The following is a 19,238-nucleotide window of genomic DNA, read 5'->3' as shown; positions in this document are numbered from 1 at the left end:
GTGGGCCCGTTCTGCATGTTCTCGTGAGACAGATCAGAGAGGTCGCAGCACCGGTTCCTTCTGTACGACGCCGAGCAACCGGTCCAGTGCCAGCTCGACGTCCTCCTTCCAGGAGAGCGTCGTACGCAGCTCGAGTCGAAGCCGCGGATGCACGGGGTGTGGGCGCACCGTCTTGAAGCCGACCGCGAGCAGGTGATCCGCCGGCAGCACGCACGCCGGTTCCTTCCACCGCGCGTCGCCGAAAGCCTCGATTGCCTTGAAGCCCCGCCGCAGCAGGTCCTTGGCGACCGTCTGCACCATCACACGCCCCAGCCCCTGCCCCTGGAAACCTGGTGTGATCATCGCCGTCATCAGCTGCACGGCATCGGGGGAGACAGGACTGGTGGGGAACGCCGTGGCCCGCGGAACATAGGCGGGCGGCGCGTAGAGCACGAAGCCCGCCGCGACATCGTCCACGTAGACGACCCGTCCACAGGAACCCCACTCCAGCAGCACGGCCGAGATCCAGGCTTCCTTCTCGAGCTCGGGCCTGCCCGCCTTTACCGCAGCTTCCCCGCTGACCGGATCAAGCTCCCAGAAGACACACGAGCGGCAGCGCCTGGGGAGATCCGGAAGGTTGTCCAGTGTGAGCGGTACGAGCCGACGCCCCATGAAGGCGGTTCCTCACTTCCTTCGCCCGCCGCATCACGTGCGGCTGCGAGCGCACTCCGTTCTCGGAACAGGCTGCCGACGAACCCCCCGACAGCTCCAAGCCCCAACCCGACTGACACCAGGTGGCTGCGATTCACTGATCGCACGGCCGCCGCCTCCTCTGAGGTGGATCACGGTGATGGATACGCCATACCAGAACGCATCGTATCCACCCAGAGGTGATGCGGATACCGAGAGAGAGCAAAGGGCGGGCCTGGTTCCGGAGAACTTCCGGAATCAGGCCCGCCCTTTGCTCTGCCGCAGACTCAGGCGTCGTCGCCCTCGGCCTGCTCCTCTTCGATGCTCCGCTCCAGCACGCGTCCCTCGCCCGGAGCGAGGCTGCCGAGAATGCGGTCCAGATCCTCCATCGAGGCGAACTCGACGACGATCTTGCCCTTCTTCTGCCCCAGGTCGACCTTCACCCGCGTCTCGAAGCGGTCCGAGAGGCGCGAGGCGAGGTCGGTCAGGGCGGGCGAGACACGCCCTCCGGCCCTGGGGCCCCGAGGCTTCGCGGAGCTTGCGGGCTCGGAGCCGAGAAGATTCACGATCTCCTCGACCGCGCGCACCGACAGCCCCTCGGCCACGATGCGGTGAGCCAGCCGGTCCTGCTCCTCGGAATCGTCCACGGACAGCAGCGCCCGTGCATGACCGGCTGAGAGAACGCCGGCCGCCACCCGCCGCTGCACCGGCGCGGAGAGCCTGAGCAGTCGGAGCGTGTTCGACACCTGGGGACGCGACCGGCCGATCCGGTCCGCCAGCTGATCATGCGTGCACTTGAAGTCCTTCAGCAGCTGGTCGTACGCAGCCGCCTCCTCCAGGGGGTTCAGCTGGGCCCGGTGCAGGTTCTCCAGGAGAGCGTCCAGGAGAAGCTTCTCGTCGTCCGTCGCACGGACGATCGCGGGGATGCGCTCCAGACCGGCCTCGCCACAGGCCCTCCAGCGACGCTCACCCATGATGAGCTCGTAGCGGTCCTCGGCGACCTTGCGGACGACGACGGGCTGGAGGAGACCGACCTCCTTGATGGAGGTGACCAGCTCGGCCAGAGCGTCCTCGTCGAAGACCTCACGGGGCTGCCTGGGGTTGGGCGTGATGGATGCAAGGGGAAGCTCGGCGAAATACGCGCCGGCGGAGTCGGTCTGCTCCGTGGCGGACTCCGACTCACCGACGGGAGAGCTCGGCTCCGGCACCACCGGTCCTGAGGAGAGCCCTGCCAGCTTCGCGGCGGCCACTCCTCGCTCGGCGGCCAGCACGGGCGAGGCGCTCGTGTTCGTACCGGCTCCGGGACCGGGGACCTGCTTCTCCTGGGGAGCTGCGGGGATCAGTGCACCGAGTCCACGCCCCAGCCCTCTACGACGCTCACTCACTGCATGCCCTCCGAGTTGCTCTGCTGACTGTTCTGGACGCCCGTGTGGGCAGGCTCGCCCGCAGGGGCGTGCTGGGCTTCGTAATGCACTCCTACACCCCTCAGGGCGATCTCACGGGCCGCTTCCAGGTAGGAGAGGGACCCGCTGGAGCCCGGATCGTACGTCAGGACCGTCTGGCCGTAACTCGGTGCCTCCGAGATACGTACGGATCGCGGAATGCTGGTCCGCAGCACCTCCTTGCCGAAGTGGGTGCGCACCTCCTCGGCGACCTGAGAAGCGAGCCTGGTCCTGCCGTCGTACATGGTGAGCAGGATCGTCGAGACGTGAAGATCCGGGTTCAGGTGCCCACGGACCAGGTCGACGTTGCGCAGCAGCTGCCCGAGGCCCTCCAGGGCGTAGTACTCGCACTGGATCGGGATGAGCACCTCGGCTCCGGCAACCAGAGCGTTGACCGTCAGCAGGCCGAGCGACGGCGGGCAGTCGATGAGGATGTAGTCCAGCGGCTGGTCATACGCCTGGATCGCCCGCTGAAGCCGGCTCTCTCGCGCCACCAGCGACACCAGCTCGATCTCCGCACCGGCGAGATCGATGGTGGCCGGTGCACAGAAGAGACCTTCGACATCGGGGACGGGCTGAACCACCTCGGAGAGAGGCATGCTCTCCACGAGAACGTCATAGATGGAGGGAACCTCTGCGTGATGGTCGATCCCCAGTGCCGTGGAGGCGTTCCCCTGCGGGTCGAGGTCCACGACCAGAACGCGCGCGCCGTGCAGTGCGAGCGAAGCGGCAAGGTTGACCGTCGAGGTCGTCTTGCCGACACCGCCCTTCTGGTTGGCGACAACCATGACGCGCGTCCGGTCTGGTCGCGGCAGCCCTTCGCCGGCGCGGCCGAGGGCCTCGACCGCCAGCTGAGCCGCACGACCAATGGGTGTGTCGTCCATCGGTGGCGGTGTTTCACGTGAAACACCGTCCCCCAGGGACTCGGTACGGGGACCGGGGACCGGATCGGTCATCGGTCCCGCGATGTTGGCATCGGACCGCAAGGATTCACTCTCCTCGACTTCAGGCTCGCAATGAACTGAGCCTGCCATGCTTTCGGGGTCGTGAACCAGCGAGGCCGACTGTTCTGTGGATGAATCCGGTTCTGTGGACAACTTCGTAGCCCGTACGGGCTTGCGGTCGCGCGGCGCGGCAGCCGCACGACCGCGGCCGATGATTCCCTGCAGCAGAGAGCGACGTTTCACGTGAAACACGATGCCTCTGCGGCACAGCGGCACGCTCCCGACACTCCGCAGGCAGCACATATCGCTGCTTGCATGGAGCATCAGTGCAAAAGCGCCTCACCAGGGCGGAAAGTGATGAAAGCGACCCCTTTGTTCAAGGGTCACCGGACACTCAACGGCGTCGGCGCGTCCGGCCCACCCTGGCGGCCTTGGCCCTCTTTGCGGCGAACCTCACACCACCCGGGCTCTCCCCGACCACCACGCGCACGACCGTGGAAGCGGGGTCGACCAACCCCTCGCCCACGTGCAGCACCTCTGTCTCCACCACGCCGAGCTTGCTCAGAGCGGCACGCGCCCCCTGAATCTCCTCCTCGGCGGTTCCTCCCTTGAGCGCCAGCATCTCCCCGTAGGGACGGAGCAGGGGCACACCCCATCCCGCGAGCCGGTCGAGCGGCGCCACGGCCCTGGCCGTCACCACATGTACGGGCTGCAGCGTCCCGAGCACCTCTTCGGCCCGACCGCGGACGACCGTCACATGGTCCAGGCCCAGGAGCTCGACGACCTCCTGGAGGAAGTTCGTACGGCGCAACAGCGGCTCGAGCAGCGTGATCTTGAGGTCGGGGCGCACCAGCGCCAGCGGGATGCCGGGAAGGCCGGCCCCCGAACCCACATCGCACACCGTGACGCCTTCGGGAACCACCTCGGAGAGGACCGCGCAGTTCAGCAGGTGGCGCTCCCAGAGCCGCGGCACCTCGCGTGGACCGATCAGTCCCCGCTTGACCCCCGCGTCCGCCAGCAGCTCCGCGTACCTGACAGCCTCTGGAAAGAACTCACCGAATACCGCCTGCGCCTCCTTGGGCGCCTGAGGGAGCTCGGCTGCTGCCTCCGTCACGGGAAACCGTCCTTCCGTACCGCACTAGCGCACTGTGGGTGGCTGACTATCAGGCTGACAAAGATCGGCCCCGCCTGCGAACAGACGGGGCCGACAGTACAAGGATCCGGTCAGGCCGGCAGAACGACGACGAAGCGCTGCGGCTCCTCGCCCTCGGACTCGCTGCGGAGCCCTGCTGCCGCGACCGCGTCGTGCACGACCTTGCGCTCGAACGGCGTCATCGGCTCCAGCTTCACCGGCTCACCAGAGCTCTTGACCTCGTCCGCGGCCTTGGCACCCAGCGCGGCGAGGACCTCACGCTTCTTGGCCCGAAAGCCCGCGATGTCCAGCATCAGGCGGCTGCGGTCACCGGTCTCACGGTGCACGGCCAGGCGCGTCAGCTCCTGGAGAGCCTCCAGCACCTCTCCGTCACGGCCCACAAGCTTCTGCAGGTCACGCGCCGATTCGCTGATGATCGAGACCGCGGCCCGGTCCGCCTCCACATCCATGTCGATGTCGCCGTCGAGGTCGGCGATGTCGAGCAGGCCTTCGAGGTAATCGGCCGCGATCTCCCCCTCCTGCTCGAGGCGGGTCAGGGTGTCGCTGCCCTCAGCGGCCGTGGTGGTGGTGCCTTCCGTCACGGATGGACTCCTTCTTACTTCTTGGACGGGTGCTTGGGCCGCTGCGGACCCTTGCGCTGTCCGGACTTGGCTTGGCGTGAGGAGCCGGACGCGGCGGGCTTGTCCGCCGTCTTCGGCTTGTCCTGCGATGCGTCCTGCTTCTCCAGCGAGGTCTTGGATCCCGAGTCGGTGGACTCGGAGTCCTTCGCCGCGCCGGGATGCGTGGCAGCAGTCTGACGCTTCGCCTTGGTCTGGCGCTTGGGCTGGTGGCGCTTGGGTGCGGCGCCGCCCTCTGCCTCGAGGACGGCTGCTTCGCTCTTCGCCACCGTCCCGTCCTCCTGGGCCGCGAGACCCAGCTTGCTCAGACCGGTGATGAACTTGCGCTCGATGTCGTTGCGGTCGGTCCCCTTGGCGACGATCCGCTTCACGGTGTTGCGCCGGGTCCTGCCCCGCACCTGACCGTGAGAGGTCACGCTCTTCAGCAGCCGGCCGAGGTACTGGTCCTGCGCCTTGCTGCCCGGGGTCGGGTTCTGGTTGATCACGTACATCTGCTGACCCATGGTCCAGACGTTGGTGGTCAGCCAGTACACGAGGACACCGACGGGGAAGTTGATACCCATGACGGCGAAGATCACGGGGAAGATGTACATCAGCATCTTCTGCTGCTGCATGTACGGGGTCTTCACCGTCAGGTCGACGTTCTTCGTCATCAGCTGGCGCTGGGTGAAGAACTGCGAGGCCGACATCATCACGATCATGACCGCGGTCACGACACGGACATCGGTCAGCGAGGCGCCGAGCGCCGAGACCTTCTCTTCGCTGTCCATGAACTTCGCAGCCAGCGGAGCACCGAAGATGTGCGCCTGACGCGCGCTGTCGAGCAGCGGCTGGTCGATCACGCCGATCGTCTTGCCCGAGGCGATGGCCGAGAGCACGTGATACAGGGCGAAGAAGAACGGGGACTGCGCCAGGATCGGAAGGCACGAGGAGAGCGGGTTGGTACCCGTCTCCTTGTACAGCTTCATCATCTCTTCGGACTGACGCTGCTTGTCGTTCTTGTAGCGCTCCTGGATCGCCTTCATCTTCGGCTGGAGCACCTGCATGTTCCGGGTCGACTTGATCTGCTTCACGAAGAGCGGGATCAGGCAGATCCGGATCAGGACCACCAGGGACACGATGGACAGGCCCCAGGCCCAGCCCGTGTCATCGCCGAAGAGGGCTCCGTACAGCTTGTGGAACTGGACAATGACCCACGAGACAGGTGTGGTGATAAAGCTGAACAGACTGGCAATCGTGTCCACTAATCAGGCTCCTTGAGCATTGGGCGAGGTCTCTTTGGCCGGGCTCAGGGGTTCGGAGACCGACCCCCCGGAAGGCACATCGGCGGCGGAGTCCCCGCCCTTGCCACCACGCACATAGCTGCGCAGCAGTTCGTGCCAACGCGGACGTTTGCGTGGCGGTACGTGATCCACGCCGCCGGGTGACCACGGATTGCATCGCAGGATGCGCCATGCGGTCAGCGCAGTTCCCTTGATCGCACCGTGCCGGTCGATCGCCGTATATCCATAGTGGGAACACGACGGGTAGTAACGGCAGACAGGCCCGAGGAGCGGGCTGATCGTCCACTGATACAGCTTGATGAGAGCCAGCAGCGGGTACTTCATCGCGCGCCCCCTCCCAGTAGCCGCTGAAGTGCGGCATCCAGGTCTCGGGCCAGCTGTGCATGGTCGGCGTCGCCCGATCCGGGCAGCGCTCGTACGACAACAAGGCTACCGGGGGGCAGCTGAGCCAGCCGTTCGCGCACCAGATGGCGAAGCCTGCGCTTCACCGCGGTCCGGACGACCGCGCCACCCACTGCTTTGCTGACAACGAAACCCGCACGCGGCGGGGGAGCACTCTCCCCTGTCACGTGCGGGTCCGTAACACCGCTGCGTAGATGTACGACGAGTAGCGGGCGTCCGGCCCGACGTCCCCGGCGTACAGCGGCTGCGAAGTCCTCGCGCCGCCTCAGCCGATTCTCGGTAGGCAGCACGTCATGACCTGGCCGCGATCAGGCGGACAGGTTTGCGCGACCCTTGCCACGGCGGTTCGCGAGAATCGCGCGGCCGGCACGGGTACGCATACGCAGCCGGAAGCCGTGGGTCTTGGCGCGACGACGATTGTTCGGCTGGAAGGTGCGCTTGCTCACTCGGGGGCTCCAGAAATGATTCGTGTGTTGGCGGGACATCGCCTGGCTGTCACCGTGCGCCCACGAGGAACTCGCGTAAACGCCTTAGTGCACCGCTTCACAATCACAGATCGTGATGTTTGCCCATCGGAGGCAGGCGGCAGCAGCCATCGACAACTCGACCTGGTCACGGTACGCGCGGCTGCGCCATTCGGTCAAACCAGCTCCTCGGCACCCCGTGCTGTACACAGCCTGTGGACAACAACTTGAACCGTGCGGGTCGGGCTGACTACCGTGGCTGAACTCCGGTTCTTTTCCTTCCCCCCTGCCGGGCCTCACCCGACCCGACCCATCCCGTCCCGAGAAGCACACATTCGTGGGACATGCGAGAGAGCGTGCCTTGTGGCTGACGTACCTGCCGATCTTGCCGCAGTGTGGCCACGAGTGCTGGAACAACTCCTCGGAGAGGGCCAGCAGGGCATCGAGCCGAAGGACAAGCAGTGGATCGAGCGCTGCCAGCCTCTGGCGCTCGTCGCCGACACCGCGCTGCTCGCCGTGCCCAACGAGTGGGGCAAGCGCGTCCTGGAGGGCCGGCTCGCCCCGCTCATCAGCGAGACGCTCACCCGCGAGTGCGGGCGTCCGATCCGGATCGCGATCACCGTCGACGACTCCGCCGGCGAGCCCCCCGCCCCGCCGGCACCGCCCATGCACTCGTCGCACCAGCCCCACCAGGGCCAGCAGTCCCATCGCTACCAAGGGCCGCAGCACGACGAGCCCCCGCGCAACGACGGGTACGACAGCTACGGCCCCAGGCCCTCCGACGACGGCATGCCGACGGCCCGCCCGGCCTACCCGGACTACCAGCAGCACCGCCCCGAGCCCGGCGCCTGGCCCCGCGCACAGGAGGACCTCTCGTGGCAGCCGCGGCACGGCGGCTACCAGGACCGCGACCCGTACGCGAGCCCGCGCCCCCAGCAGCCGCAGCACGACTACCGTCCGCAGCCACCCGAGCACCAGGGCTACGAACAGCAGCGTGACGGCCGCGACCGGCACGATCTGCAGGAGCAGCAGCCGCAGCACCGCCAGCCCGGCCCCGGGCCCTCGCGAGCCGGCGGCGGCCCCATGGGCACGCAGTCCGCGCCACCGCCCGGCACGGGTGAGCCGCACGCCCGGCTGAACCCGAAGTACCTCTTCGACACCTTCGTCATCGGCGCGTCCAACCGGTTCGCCCACGCGGCCGCGGTGGCCGTCGCCGAAGCCCCCGCCAAGGCCTACAACCCCCTGTTCATCTACGGGGAGTCGGGGCTCGGGAAGACCCACCTGCTGCACGCCATCGGCCACTACGCGCGCAGCCTCTACCCGGGCACCCGGGTGCGGTACGTGAGCTCCGAGGAGTTCACCAACGAGTTCATCAACTCGATCCGCGACGGCAAGGGCGACACCTTCCGCAAGCGCTACCGCGACGTGGACATCCTCCTGGTCGACGACATCCAGTTCCTGGCGAGCAAGGAGTCGACGCAGGAGGAGTTCTTCCACACCTTCAACACGCTGCACAACGCCAACAAGCAGATCGTTCTGTCCTCCGACCGCCCGCCCAAGCAGCTGGTGACCCTGGAGGACCGGCTGCGCAACCGGTTCGAGTGGGGCCTCACCACCGATGTGCAGCCTCCGGAGCTGGAGACGCGTATCGCGATCCTCCGCAAGAAGGCCGTGCAGGAGCAGCTCAACGCCCCGCCCGAGGTCCTCGAGTTCATCGCCTCCCGCATCTCGCGCAACATCCGTGAGCTGGAGGGCGCACTCATCCGCGTGACCGCCTTCGCGAGCCTCAACCGGCAGCCGGTGGACCTCGGCCTGACCGAGATCGTGCTCAAGGACCTGATCCCCGGCGGCGAGGACTCCGCCCCCGAGATCACGGCGCCGGCCATCATGGCGGCCACCGCGGACTATTTCGGGCTGACGGTGGAGGACCTCTGCGGATCCTCGCGCAGCCGTGTCCTGGTGACGGCGCGCCAGATCGCCATGTATCTGTGCCGCGAGCTGACGGATCTCTCCCTGCCCAAGATCGGGGCACAGTTCGGAGGGCGCGACCACACCACGGTGATGCACGCCGACCGGAAGATCCGCGCGCTGATGGCGGAGCGCCGCTCCATCTACAACCAGGTCACCGAGCTCACCAACCGCATCAAGAACGGCTGAGGCCGAAGGCGACGGCCAGACCCGCCGCAGCGCGCTCCTGAGGGCGCCCCGAGAGGACCGTACGACGTCCTCCTGGGGCGCCCTCTGCCGTCAGGGGCACTCCCCGGAAGGCTCGGCGGAGTTCCCCAGGAGGCTCCGCCGAGTTCCACAGGACGGCTCCAGGAGTGGCCGGGTGTCAGGCGGGGAATGGTCCCCGAGACCGCTCGGCACGCCTCCTCCGGCCCCGGGCGAGGACCTGTGGGCAGGCCGAGTCGGCGGCCAATGTTCGAATACGGCCCCCGGAAGGGCCTCTCTCCACAGATGATCGAGGAATCTCGCGTCCACAGCCTGGGGACTGTGAAGTTGTCCAGATTGCTTCCACAGGACCGGCTGTCGATACTCCATCAGGGCAGGTCAGATGCCTGGGGATTTGTGGTCAACAATGATCCACAGCCTGTGGACAGAATTTCCGTCCACAGGGCCTCATCGATGTTGTCCACCGGCAGCCCACAGGCTGTGGGCCGTTGTCCCCAGCTTCTCCACACCCCTGTCCACTGTTCGGCAACGCGACACCGCCTTTCACTGCCGAGAGTGAAAGGCGTCACACCAGGGGCCTCGGTTGAGCTGTGGGGAACGTGGGTAAAGCTGGGGACAGCCCTGGGGAGAAGTCACCCGGCCCTGTGCATCGGGTGTGCAGAACTTTCGCGTGTCCACAGAAGCACCTGGTTGTCCACCGGTGCCACCCACAGGGTCGGTGGACAAAAAACCGGCTCTGACCTGCGCAGATGACGTTATCCACGGTTTCCACAGGGCCTACTACTACTACCACTCAGAGTTAGCCAGGAATCAGCTTCGAAGTGGGGCCTGTGCACAACTCGAGGAGCGAGCGCGGCGAACCTCTTGGCTCGACTTGACCCCGAGCAGCAACGAGTGTCAGTGCCGTACGTCAGACTGGTCCCCGGCGGCCTCCCCAGCCCTTCGGCAGGGAGCCCCGATCAGACGACGAAGGCCAGCAGGGCGAGCGAGCAACAGCAGGAGGCGGTTCCGGTGAAGATCCGGGTGGAGCGCGATGTACTCGCGGAGGCGGTGGCCTGGGTGGCCCGCAGCCTCCCGGCCCGTCCGCCGGCGCCCGTTCTCGCGGGCCTTCTCCTGAAGGCTGAGGACGGAGCCCTCAGCTTCTCGAGCTTCGACTACGAGGTCTCGGCCAAGGTCTCGGTGGACGCCGAGATCGAGGAGGACGGCACGGTGCTCGTCTCCGGCCGGCTCCTCGCCGACATCTGCCGCGCCCTGCCGAACCGCCCGGTGGAGATCTCCACCGACGGTGTGCGGGCCACGGTGGTCTGCGGCTCCTCGCGGTTCACCCTCCACACACTGCCTGTGGAGGAGTACCCGGCCCTGCCGCAGATGCCGACGGCCACGGGCACCGTCCCCGGTGAGGTCTTCGCCTCGGCTGCCGCCCAGGTCGCCATCGCGGCAGGGCGTGACGACACCCTGCCCGTCCTGACCGGCGTCCGGATCGAGATCGAGGGCGACACCGTCACCCTCGCGTCGACCGACCGCTACCGCTTCGCGGTCCGCGAGTTCCTGTGGAAGCCGGAGAACCCGGACGCGTCGGCCGTGGCCCTGGTGCCCGCCAAGACGCTCCTGGACACCGCCAAGGCGCTCACCAGCGGTGACACGGTGACGCTCGCCCTGTCCGGTTCGGGTGCGGGTGAGGGGCTCATCGGCTTCGAGGGCGCGGGCCGCCGCACGACCACCCGGCTGCTCGAGGGCGACCTCCCGAAGTACCGCACGCTCTTCCCGACCGAGTTCAACTCGGTCGCGGTGATCGAGACCGCCCCGTTCGTCGAGGCCGTCAAGCGTGTCGCCCTCGTCGCCGAGCGCAACACCCCGGTGCGGCTCAGCTTCGAGCAGGGCGTTCTGATCCTGGAAGCCGGTTCCAGCGACGACGCACAGGCTGTGGAGCGTGTCGACGCCGTGCTGGAGGGCGACGACATCTCGATCGCCTTCAACCCGACCTTCCTGCTGGACGGTCTCAGCGCGATCGACTCCCCCGTCGCCCAGCTCTCCTTCACGACGTCGACGAAGCCGGCCCTGCTCAGCGGCCGTCCCGCCGTCGACGCCGAGGCGAACGACGCGTACAAGTACCTGATCATGCCGGTCCGCCTCTCGGGCTGACCCGGCGGTCGTTCCTGTCATGGCAGCTTCCGGTGGACAGGCTCAGCGCCGAGCGAGCCCGCCGTGCTGCACCCCGCCGTGCGGTACCGGCCGGGCGTAGGCTCGGTCCCAGGTACGAATCGGCACAACGCTAAAGGAATCTCTGATGGAGCTCGGTCTCGTCGGCCTCGGCAAGATGGGCGGCAACATGCGCGAGCGCATCCGCCGCGCAGGCCACACGGTCATCGGTTACGACCGCAACCCGGACGTCGCCGATGTCCACAGCCTGGAAGAGCTTGTGGGCAAGCTCAAGGGCCCGCGCGTCGTGTGGGTGATGGTCCCGGCCGGCGCCGCGACCCAGTCCACCATCGACGAGCTGGCCGAGCTGCTCTCCCCGGGCGACGTCGTCGTCGACGGTGGGAACTCCCGCTGGACCGACGACGAGAAGCACGCGGTCGAGCTGGGCATCAAGGGCATCGGCTTCGTCGACTGCGGCGTCTCCGGCGGTGTCTGGGGCCTGGAGAACGGCTACGCCCTGATGTACGGCGGCGACGCCGCGAACGTCGAGAAGGTCCAGCCGGTCTTCGACGCGCTCAAGCCCGAGGGTGAGTTCGGTTCCGTCCACGCGGGCAAGGTCGGCGCCGGCCACTTCGCCAAGATGGTCCACAACGGCATCGAGTACGCCATGATGCAGGCCTACGCCGAGGGCTGGGAGCTCCTGGAGAAGGTCGACTCCGTCACCGACGTGCGCGAGGTCTTCCGCTCCTGGCAGGAGGGCACGGTCATCCGTTCCTGGCTGCTCGACCTGGCGGTCAACGCGCTCGACGACGACGAGCACCTCGACCAGCTCCGTGGCTTCGCCGCGGACTCCGGCGAGGGCCGGTGGACGGTCGAGGCCGCCATCGACAACGCGGTGCCGCTGCCCGCGATCACCGCGTCCCTCTTCGCGCGCTTCGCCTCGCGGCAGGACGACTCGCCGCAGATGAAGATGATCGCCGCGCTGCGCAACCAGTTCGGTGGCCACGCCGTCGAGAACAAGAAGTAGCGGCGAGCAAGAAGCAGCCGTGAGCCGGAGGACGGCCCGCGGCACAGCAGCACACAGCAGAGCAAGCAGTCGAAGGGTCGGCGATCATGCACGTCACGCATCTTTCGCTGGCCGACTTCCGCTCGTACGCCCGGGTCGAGGTTCCTCTCGACCCGGGCGTCACCGTGTTCGTGGGGGCCAACGGCCAGGGCAAGACCAATCTCGTCGAGGCGGTCGGCTATCTCGCGACGCTCGGCAGCCACCGGGTGTCGTCGGACGCCCCGCTGGTGCGGATGGGCGCCGAGCGCGCCGTGGTCCGTGCCGCGGTCACCCAGGGCGAGCGGTCACAGCTGATCGAGCTGGAGCTCAACCCCGGCCGCGCCAATCGGGCGCGTATCAACAGGTCCTCGCAGGTCAGACCGCGTGACGTCCTGGGGATCGTGCGGACGGTGCTCTTCGCCCCCGAGGACCTGGCCCTGGTGAAGGGCGATCCGGGCGAGCGCCGGCGCTTCCTCGACGAGCTGATCACCGCGCGCTCCCCTCGCATGGCGGGCGTCCGCTCCGACTACGAGCGGGTGCTGAAGCAGCGCAACACCCTGCTGAAGTCCGCCGCCATGGCCCGCAGGCACGGCGGCCGGTCGCTGGACCTGTCCACCCTGGACGTGTGGGACCAGCATCTCGGCCAGGTGGGGGCGGAGTTGCTGGCACAGCGGCTGGATCTGATCGCCACCCTCCAGCCGCTCGCGGACAAGGCGTACGCCGATGTCGCCCCGGGCGGTGGACCCGTGACCCTGGAGTACCGCAGCTCGGTCGGGGCCGACGTGGATCCCGCACGCACCCGCGAGGAGCTGTACGAGCAGGTGATGGCCGCGCTGGCCGAGGCCCGCAAGCAGGAGATCGAGCGTGGGGTGACGCTGGTCGGCCCGCACCGCGACGACCTGGTGCTGGGCCTGCGCGGGATGCCGGCGAAGGGGTACGCCAGCCACGGCGAGTCCTGGTCCTACGCGCTCGCGCTGCGGCTGGCCTCGTACGACCTGCTGCGCACCGAGGGCAACGAGCCGGTGCTGGTGCTCGACGACGTCTTCGCCGAGCTGGACGCGCGCCGCCGTGAGCGGCTGGCCGAGCTGGTGGCCCCCGGCGAGCAGGTGCTGGTGACGGCCGCCGTGGACGACGACGTCCCGGGGGTTCTGACGGGCGCCCGGTACACGGTGTCCGCCGGATCGGTGGAGCGGTTGTGAGCGATCAGGGCGAGAAGCGCGAGCAGGACGGGTCCGGACCCGTCCCGGCGAAGCAGCCGGAGGTGTCCGGGGTCGACCTGGCACGGGTGGCGTTGCGGGCGGCGAAGGAGCAGGCCCGTGCCAGAGGCGCGGCAGCCCAGCAGAAGAAGCAGGCCAGGCGCGGTGGCGGGCTGCGTTCCGGTGCGCGCTCCGACGGCCGCGATCCGCTGGCCCTGGGGTCGGCGATCAACAGGCTGATCACCGAGCGCGGCTGGGAGACCCCCGCCGCGGTCGGCGGAGTGATGGGCCGGTGGCCACAGATCGTGGGGGACGATCTGGCCAATCACTGCGTGCCCGTGCGGTACGACGAGGATCCGGCCGAGCGGGTTCTGACGGTGCAGTGCGACTCGACGGCGTGGGCGACGCAGCTGCGGCTGCTGGCCCCGCAGCTGGTGGCCCGGCTCAACACGGACCTCGGCCACGGAACGGTCCGGATGATCAAGGTGCTGGGTCCGGGCGGACCACAGCGCAGATTCGGCCCTCTTCGGACTCCCGGAAGCAAGGGCCCCGGAGACACCTACGGCTGAGCAGGCCTTTTCCCGGATCCGCCTCCCGGGCCCGGCAGCAAGCCCATCCGTGTCTGTCCCGTTTTGCTGAGGACTCGGTGTTTCCGGTCTGTACGGCTTTGTCTGTCTTTGTGGCGTACGGGAAACCTGAGGCGTCCCTCACCGTAGCGGGAGGTTGACAGCCCGAAGCGCGCAATGCCCTCGTGAGCCTCTCAGGGCCCCTTCCTGAATATGGGGAGTCGTCAGCCGCTCATTCAGGGCGGCACATGCGTACTCAGGCGCCAGCAAACCCCCATTCATGTCGGCGCTACCGGTAGACTGGTGGACAATCCCGCTTCCTCGCGGGAGTCGTCGATACAAGCCGAACGACGCAGCCGCTCCCGCCTGCCGGAGAACGGCCTGTGCTGTGCCAGAAAGGGCGCTTCGTGGCCGATTCCGGCAACCCCAACGAGAACATTCCGTCCACAGCCGGTGAGCACGGCGAGGTGACCGCCTCGTACGACGCGAGCGCGATCACCGTGCTCGAAGGCCTGGACGCGGTCCGCAAGCGACCCGGCATGTACATCGGGTCCACCGGTGAGCGCGGTCTCCACCACCTCGTGCAAGAGGTTGTCGACAACTCGGTCGACGAGGCGATGGCCGGGCACGCGGACACCATCGACGTCACGATCCTCGCCGACGGCGGGGTGCGCGTGGTCGACAACGGCCGCGGTATCCCGGTCGGCATCGTGCCGTCCGAGGGCAAGCCGGCCGTCGAGGTCGTGCTCACCGTCCTGCACGCGGGCGGAAAGTTCGGCGGTGGCGGTTACGCCGTCTCCGGTGGTCTGCACGGCGTCGGTGTGTCCGTCGTCAACGCTCTGTCCACGCGGGTGGCCGTCGAGGTCAAGACGGACGGTCACCGCTGGACCCAGGACTACAAGCTCGGTGTCCCGACGGCCCCGCTGGCCCGTCACGAGGCCACCGAGGAGACGGGTACGACCGTCACCTTCTGGGCCGACGGCGATGTCTTCGAGACCACCGACTACTCCTTCGAGACCCTCTCGCGCCGCTTCCAGGAGATGGCGTTCCTCAACAAGGGACTCACCCTCAAGCTCACCGACGAGCGCGAGGCGGCGAAGGCCACGGCGGGCGCGGACAGCGCCGAGGTGGTGGACGTACCGGACGAGGAGTCGACCCGCACGGTCACGTACCACTACGAGAACGGCATCGTCGACTTCGTCAAGTACCTCAACTCCCGCAAGGGCGAGCTGATTCACCAGTCGGTGATCGACATCGAGGCCGAGGACAAGGAGCGCCTCCTCTCGGTCGAGATCGCCATGCAGTGGAACACGCAGTACAGCGAGGGCGTCTACTCCTTCGCCAACGCGATCCACACGCACGAGGGCGGTACTCACGAGGAGGGCTTCCGCGCGGCGCTGACCTCGCTGGTCAACCGCTACGCGCGCGACAAGAAGCTGCTGCGCGAGAAGGACGACAACCTCACCGGTGAGGACGTCCGCGAGGGTCTGACGGCGATCATCTCGGTGAAGCTGGGCGAGCCGCAGTTCGAGGGCCAGACGAAGACCAAGCTGGGCAACACCGAGGCCAAGACCTTCGTCCAGAAGGTGGTCCACGAGCAGCTGACGGACTGGTTCGACCGGAACCCCAACGAGGCCGCCGACATCATCCGCAAGGGCATCGCGGCCTCCACGGCCCGTGTCGCGGCGCGCAAGGCGCGTGACCTCACCCGGCGCAAGGGGCTCCTGGAGAGCGCCTCGCTGCCGGGCAAGCTGAGCGACTGCCAGTCCAACGACCCGACGAAGTGCGAGATCTTCATCGTCGAGGGTGACTCCGCCGGTGGTTCGGCGAAGTCCGGCCGTAACCCGATGTACCAGGCCATCCTGCCGATCCGGGGCAAGATCCTGAACGTCGAGAAGGCCCGCATCGACAAGATCCTGCAGAACACCGAGGTCCAGGCGCTGATCTCGGCCTTCGGCACCGGGGTCCACGAGGACTTCGACATCGAGAAGCTCCGCTATCACAAGATCATTCTGATGGCGGACGCCGACGTCGACGGCCAGCACATCAACACCCTGCTGCTGACCTTCCTGTTCCGCTTCATGCGGCCGCTGGTCGAGTCCGGGCACGTCTACCTCTCGCGCCCGCCGCTCTACAAGATCAAGTGGGGCCGCGACGACTTCGAGTACGCGTACTCGGACCGCGAGCGCGACGCCCTGGTGGCCCTGGGCAAGCAGAACGGCAAGCGCATCAAGGAAGACTCGATCCAGCGCTTCAAGGGGCTCGGTGAGATGAACGCCGAGGAGCTGCGCGTCACCACGATGGACGTCGACCACCGTGTGCTCGGCCAGGTCACGCTGGACGACGCCGCGCAGGCCGACGACCTGTTCTCGGTGCTGATGGGCGAGGACGTCGAGGCACGGCGCTCGTTCATCCAGCGCAACGCCAAGGACGTCCGCTTCCTCGACATCTGAGTCGGCCGTACAAGCAAGCCGTAGCGCGAAAGGACTTTGACCAGCAATGGCCGACGAGAACACCCCTGTGATGCCCGAAGAGGAGCCCATCGTCCCGGGCGTGGGCATGCGTGTCGAGCCCGTCGGGCTCGAGACGGAGATGCAGCGCTCCTACCTCGACTACGCGATGTCCGTCATCGTGTCGCGTGCCCTGCCCGACGTGAGGGACGGTCTGAAGCCCGTCCACCGCCGCGTGCTGTACGCGATGTACGACGGCGGCTACCGGCCCGAGAAGGGCTTCTACAAGTGCGCCCGCGTCGTCGGCGACGTCATGGGCACGTACCACCCGCACGGCGACTCCTCCATCTATGACGCCCTGGTGCGCCTCGCGCAGCCGTGGTCGCTGCGCATGCCGCTGGTGGACTCCAACGGCAACTTCGGTTCCCCGGGCAACGACCCGGCCGCCGCCATGCGGTACACCGAGTGCAAGATGATGCCGCTGTCCATGGAGATGGTCCGGGACATCGACGAGGAGACCGTCGACTTCCAGGACAACTACGACGGCCGCAACCAGGAGCCGACGGTCCTGCCGGCGCGCATCCCGAACCTCCTGGTGAACGGTTCCGCCGGCATCGCGGTCGGTATGGCGACCAACATCCCGCCGCACAACCTGCGTGAGGTCGCCGCCGGTGCCCAGTGGTACCTGGAGAACCCGGAGGCCTCGCACGAGGAGCTCCTGGACGCCCTGATCGAGCGGATCAAGGGCCCGGACTTCCCGACCGGCGCGCTGGTCGTGGGCCGCAAGGGCATCGAGGAGGCGTACCGCACCGGCCGTGGCTCGATCACCATGCGCGCGGTCGTCGCGGTGGAGGAGATCCAGAACAGGCAGTGCCTGGTCGTCACGGAGCTTCCGTTCCAGACCAACCCCGACAACCTCGCGCAGAAGATCGCCGACCTGGTGAAGGACGGCAAGGTCGGCGGCATCGCTGACGTCCGCGACGAGACGTCCTCGCGCACGGGCCAGCGCCTGGTCGTCGTGCTGAAGCGTGACGCGGTCGCCAAGGTCGTGCTCAACAACCTCTACAAGCACACCGACCTGCAGACGAACTTCGGCGCGAACATGCTGGCGCTCGTCGACGGGGTGCCGCGCACGCTGTCGATCGACGCGTTCATCCGCCACTGGGTGACGCACCAGATCGAGGTCATCGTCCGGCGTACGAGGTTCCGCCTGCGCAAGGCCGAGGAGCGGGCGCACATCCTGCGCGGCCTGCTCAAGGCGCTGGACGCGATCGAAGAGGTCATCGCCCTCATCCGTCGCAGCAACACGGTGGAGATCGCGCGCGAGGGCCTGATGGGCCTGCTGGAGATCGACGAGATCCAGGCGAACGCGATCCTGGAGATGCAGCTGCGCCGTCTGGCCGCGCTGGAGCACCAGAAGATCACCGCCGAGCACGACGAACTCCAGGCGAAGATCAACGAGTACAACGAGATCCTCGCGTCGCCGGCGCGGCAGCGGCAGATCGTCAGCGAGGAACTGGCGGCGATCGTCGACAAGTTCGGCGACGACCGGCGCTCGAAGCTGGTGCCCTTCGACGGTGACATGTCCATCGAGGACCTCATCGCCGAGGAGGACATCGTCGTCACGATCTCCCGCGGCGGCTACGTCAAGCGCACCAAGACGGACGACTACCGCTCGCAGAAGCGCGGCGGCAAGGGCGTCCGGGGCACGAAGCTCAAGGAAGACGACATCGTCGACCACTTCTTCGTGTCGACGACGCACCACTGGCTGCTGTTCTTCACGAACAAGGGCCGGGTCTACCGGGCCAAGGCGTACGAACTGCCGGACGCCGGCCGGGACGCGCGTGGCCAGCACGTCGCGAACCTCCTCGCCTTCCAGCCGGACGAGCAGATCGCCCAGATCCTCGCGATCCGCGACTACGAGGCGGCGCCCTACCTGGTCCTGGCGACCAAGGGCGGTCTGGTGAAGAAGACCTCGCTCAAGGACTACGACTCGCCGCGTTCCGGTGGCGTCATCGCGATCAACCTCCGGGAGACCGAGAGCGGCGCGGACGACGAGCTGATCGGCGCCGAGTTGGTGTCGGCCGAGGACGACCTGCTGCTCATCAGCAGGAAGGCCCAGTCGATCAGGTTCACGGCGACGGACGACGCGCTGCGCCCGATGGGCCGCGCGACGTCGGGCGTGAAGGGCATGAGTTTCCGCGAGGGCGACGAACTGCTCTCGATGAATGTTGTCCGGCCCGGTACGTTCGTGTTCACTGCCACCGACGGCGGGTACGCGAAGCGGACCGCGGTCGACGAGTACCGCGTCCAGGGCCGTGGCGGTCTGGGCATCAAGGCGGCCAAGATCGTCGAGGACCGCGGGTCGCTCGTCGGCGCGCTGGTGGTGGAGGAAGCGGACGAGATCCTCGCCATCACGCTCGGCGGTGGTGTGATCCGTACGCGAGTCAATGAAGTCAGGGAGACGGGCCGTGACACCATGGGCGTCCAACTGATCAATCTGGGCAAGCGCGATGCCGTCGTCGGTATCGCGCGCAACGCCGAGGCCGGTCGTGAGGCCGAAGAGGTCGACGGGACCGATGAGGCCGAAGGCGCCACGGTCGAGGCCCATGCCGAGAGCGTGGTCGAGGGCACAGTCGAGGGCACGGCGCCTTCGGCCGGGGAGCACGAGGAGTAGAGCGTGAGTGGAGCCACGG

The 19,238-nt window shown here is 67.6% G+C and carries 16 protein-coding genes; 7 read left to right on the top strand and 9 right to left on the bottom strand.

Features of this window, described 5'->3' with window-relative positions; translation table 11 throughout:
- Nucleotides 1–33: 33 nt before the first annotated feature.
- The 9 genes from AMK10_RS27115 to rpmH form a co-directional block, all read right to left on the bottom strand.
- Nucleotides 34–651 carry a GNAT family N-acetyltransferase gene (locus tag AMK10_RS27115; protein WP_073750688.1) on the bottom strand — a complete coding sequence of 206 codons (618 nt, stop codon included), beginning with the start codon at nt 649–651 and terminating at the stop codon, nt 34–36.
- Nucleotides 652–956: 305 nt separating this feature from the next.
- Nucleotides 957–2,054: a ParB/RepB/Spo0J family partition protein gene (locus AMK10_RS27110; protein WP_073750687.1), complete on the bottom strand. Its 1,098-nt coding sequence runs from the start codon at nt 2,052–2,054 to the stop codon at nt 957–959.
- The gene (locus AMK10_RS27105; protein ID WP_073750686.1) at nt 2,051–3,145 is read right to left on the bottom strand and encodes a ParA family protein; all 1,095 of its coding nucleotides are present in this window, start codon (nt 3,143–3,145) and stop codon (nt 2,051–2,053) included. The genes AMK10_RS27110 and AMK10_RS27105 overlap by 4 nt, the downstream gene beginning before the upstream one ends.
- Nucleotides 3,146–3,449: 304 nt before the next feature.
- Nucleotides 3,450–4,169: a 16S rRNA (guanine(527)-N(7))-methyltransferase RsmG gene (rsmG, locus tag AMK10_RS27100; protein WP_073750685.1), complete on the bottom strand. Its 720-nt coding sequence runs from the start codon at nt 4,167–4,169 to the stop codon at nt 3,450–3,452.
- Between the two features lie 110 nt (nt 4,170–4,279).
- Nucleotides 4,280–4,789 carry a Jag family protein gene (locus tag AMK10_RS27095; RefSeq protein ID WP_073750684.1) on the bottom strand — a complete coding sequence of 170 codons (510 nt, stop codon included), beginning with the start codon at nt 4,787–4,789 and terminating at the stop codon, nt 4,280–4,282.
- Between the two features lie 14 nt (nt 4,790–4,803).
- A complete protein-coding gene (yidC, locus tag AMK10_RS27090) occupies nt 4,804–6,069 on the bottom strand; it encodes a membrane protein insertase YidC (RefSeq protein WP_073750683.1) in 1,266 nt (421 codons plus the stop codon).
- A 3-nt stretch (nt 6,070–6,072) separates the two neighbouring features.
- Nucleotides 6,073–6,432: a membrane protein insertion efficiency factor YidD gene (gene yidD, locus AMK10_RS27085; protein WP_073750682.1), complete on the bottom strand. Its 360-nt coding sequence runs from the start codon at nt 6,430–6,432 to the stop codon at nt 6,073–6,075.
- Nucleotides 6,429–6,800 (bottom strand): ribonuclease P protein component, encoded by a 372-nt coding sequence (gene rnpA / locus AMK10_RS27080; RefSeq protein ID WP_073750681.1) that lies wholly within the window; start codon nt 6,798–6,800, stop codon nt 6,429–6,431. Before rnpA ends, yidD begins: the two co-directional genes overlap by 4 nt.
- Nucleotides 6,801–6,818: 18 nt before the next feature.
- Nucleotides 6,819–6,956 carry a 50S ribosomal protein L34 gene (gene rpmH, locus AMK10_RS27075; protein WP_014047156.1) on the bottom strand — a complete coding sequence of 46 codons (138 nt, stop codon included), beginning with the start codon at nt 6,954–6,956 and terminating at the stop codon, nt 6,819–6,821.
- 381 nt (nt 6,957–7,337) lie between these two features.
- Here rpmH and dnaA point away from each other — a divergent pair, with 381 nt between their 5' ends.
- The 7 genes from dnaA (at nt 7,338) to gyrA (ending at nt 19,219) form a co-directional block, all read left to right on the top strand.
- A complete protein-coding gene (gene dnaA / locus AMK10_RS27070; RefSeq protein WP_073750680.1) occupies nt 7,338–9,131 on the top strand; it encodes a chromosomal replication initiator protein DnaA in 1,794 nt (597 codons plus the stop codon).
- Nucleotides 9,132–10,157: 1,026 nt separating this feature from the next.
- Entirely contained in the window at nt 10,158–11,288 is a 1,131-nt protein-coding gene (gene dnaN, locus AMK10_RS27060) for a DNA polymerase III subunit beta (RefSeq protein WP_073750679.1), read from the top strand.
- A gap of 145 nt (nt 11,289–11,433) precedes the next feature.
- Nucleotides 11,434–12,312: a phosphogluconate dehydrogenase (NAD(+)-dependent, decarboxylating) gene (gene gnd / locus AMK10_RS27055; protein ID WP_073750678.1), complete on the top strand. Its 879-nt coding sequence runs from the start codon at nt 11,434–11,436 to the stop codon at nt 12,310–12,312.
- An 86-nt stretch (nt 12,313–12,398) separates the two neighbouring features.
- On the top strand, nt 12,399–13,529 hold the full coding sequence (recF, locus tag AMK10_RS27050) for a DNA replication/repair protein RecF (protein ID WP_073750677.1): 1,131 nt from the start codon (nt 12,399–12,401) through the stop codon (nt 13,527–13,529).
- Nucleotides 13,526–14,095 (top strand): DUF721 domain-containing protein, encoded by a 570-nt coding sequence (locus tag AMK10_RS27045; protein ID WP_073750675.1) that lies wholly within the window; start codon nt 13,526–13,528, stop codon nt 14,093–14,095. Before recF ends, AMK10_RS27045 begins: the two co-directional genes overlap by 4 nt.
- Nucleotides 14,096–14,475: 380 nt before the next feature.
- Nucleotides 14,476–16,545: a DNA topoisomerase (ATP-hydrolyzing) subunit B gene (gyrB, locus tag AMK10_RS27040; RefSeq protein WP_073750673.1), complete on the top strand. Its 2,070-nt coding sequence runs from the start codon at nt 14,476–14,478 to the stop codon at nt 16,543–16,545.
- A gap of 46 nt (nt 16,546–16,591) precedes the next feature.
- Nucleotides 16,592–19,219, top strand: coding sequence for a DNA gyrase subunit A (gene gyrA / locus AMK10_RS27035; RefSeq protein WP_073750670.1), 2,628 nt, complete (start codon nt 16,592–16,594; stop codon nt 19,217–19,219).
- Nucleotides 19,220–19,238 lie beyond the last annotated feature (19 nt).

Origin of the sequence: Streptomyces sp. CB02058, assembly GCF_001905505.1 — a bacterium.
GTDB lineage: Bacteria > Actinomycetota > Actinomycetes > Streptomycetales > Streptomycetaceae > Streptomyces.
This window is presented reverse-complemented; position numbering and strand designations above follow the sequence as displayed.

Coding starts and splice junctions, on each gene's coding strand:
- gnd (WP_073750678.1), top strand. CDS start 11,434: ATGGAGCTCGGTCTCGTCGGCCTCGGCAAGATGGGCGGCAACATGCGC.
- AMK10_RS27105 (WP_073750686.1), bottom strand. CDS start 3,145: ATGGCAGGCTCAGTTCATTGCGAGCCTGAAGTCGAGGAGAGTGAATCC.
- recF (WP_073750677.1), top strand. CDS start 12,399: ATGCACGTCACGCATCTTTCGCTGGCCGACTTCCGCTCGTACGCCCGG.
- gyrA (WP_073750670.1), top strand. CDS start 16,592: ATGGCCGACGAGAACACCCCTGTGATGCCCGAAGAGGAGCCCATCGTC.
- AMK10_RS27115 (WP_073750688.1), bottom strand. CDS start 651: ATGGGGCGTCGGCTCGTACCGCTCACACTGGACAACCTTCCGGATCTC.
- yidD (WP_073750682.1), bottom strand. CDS start 6,432: ATGAAGTACCCGCTGCTGGCTCTCATCAAGCTGTATCAGTGGACGATC.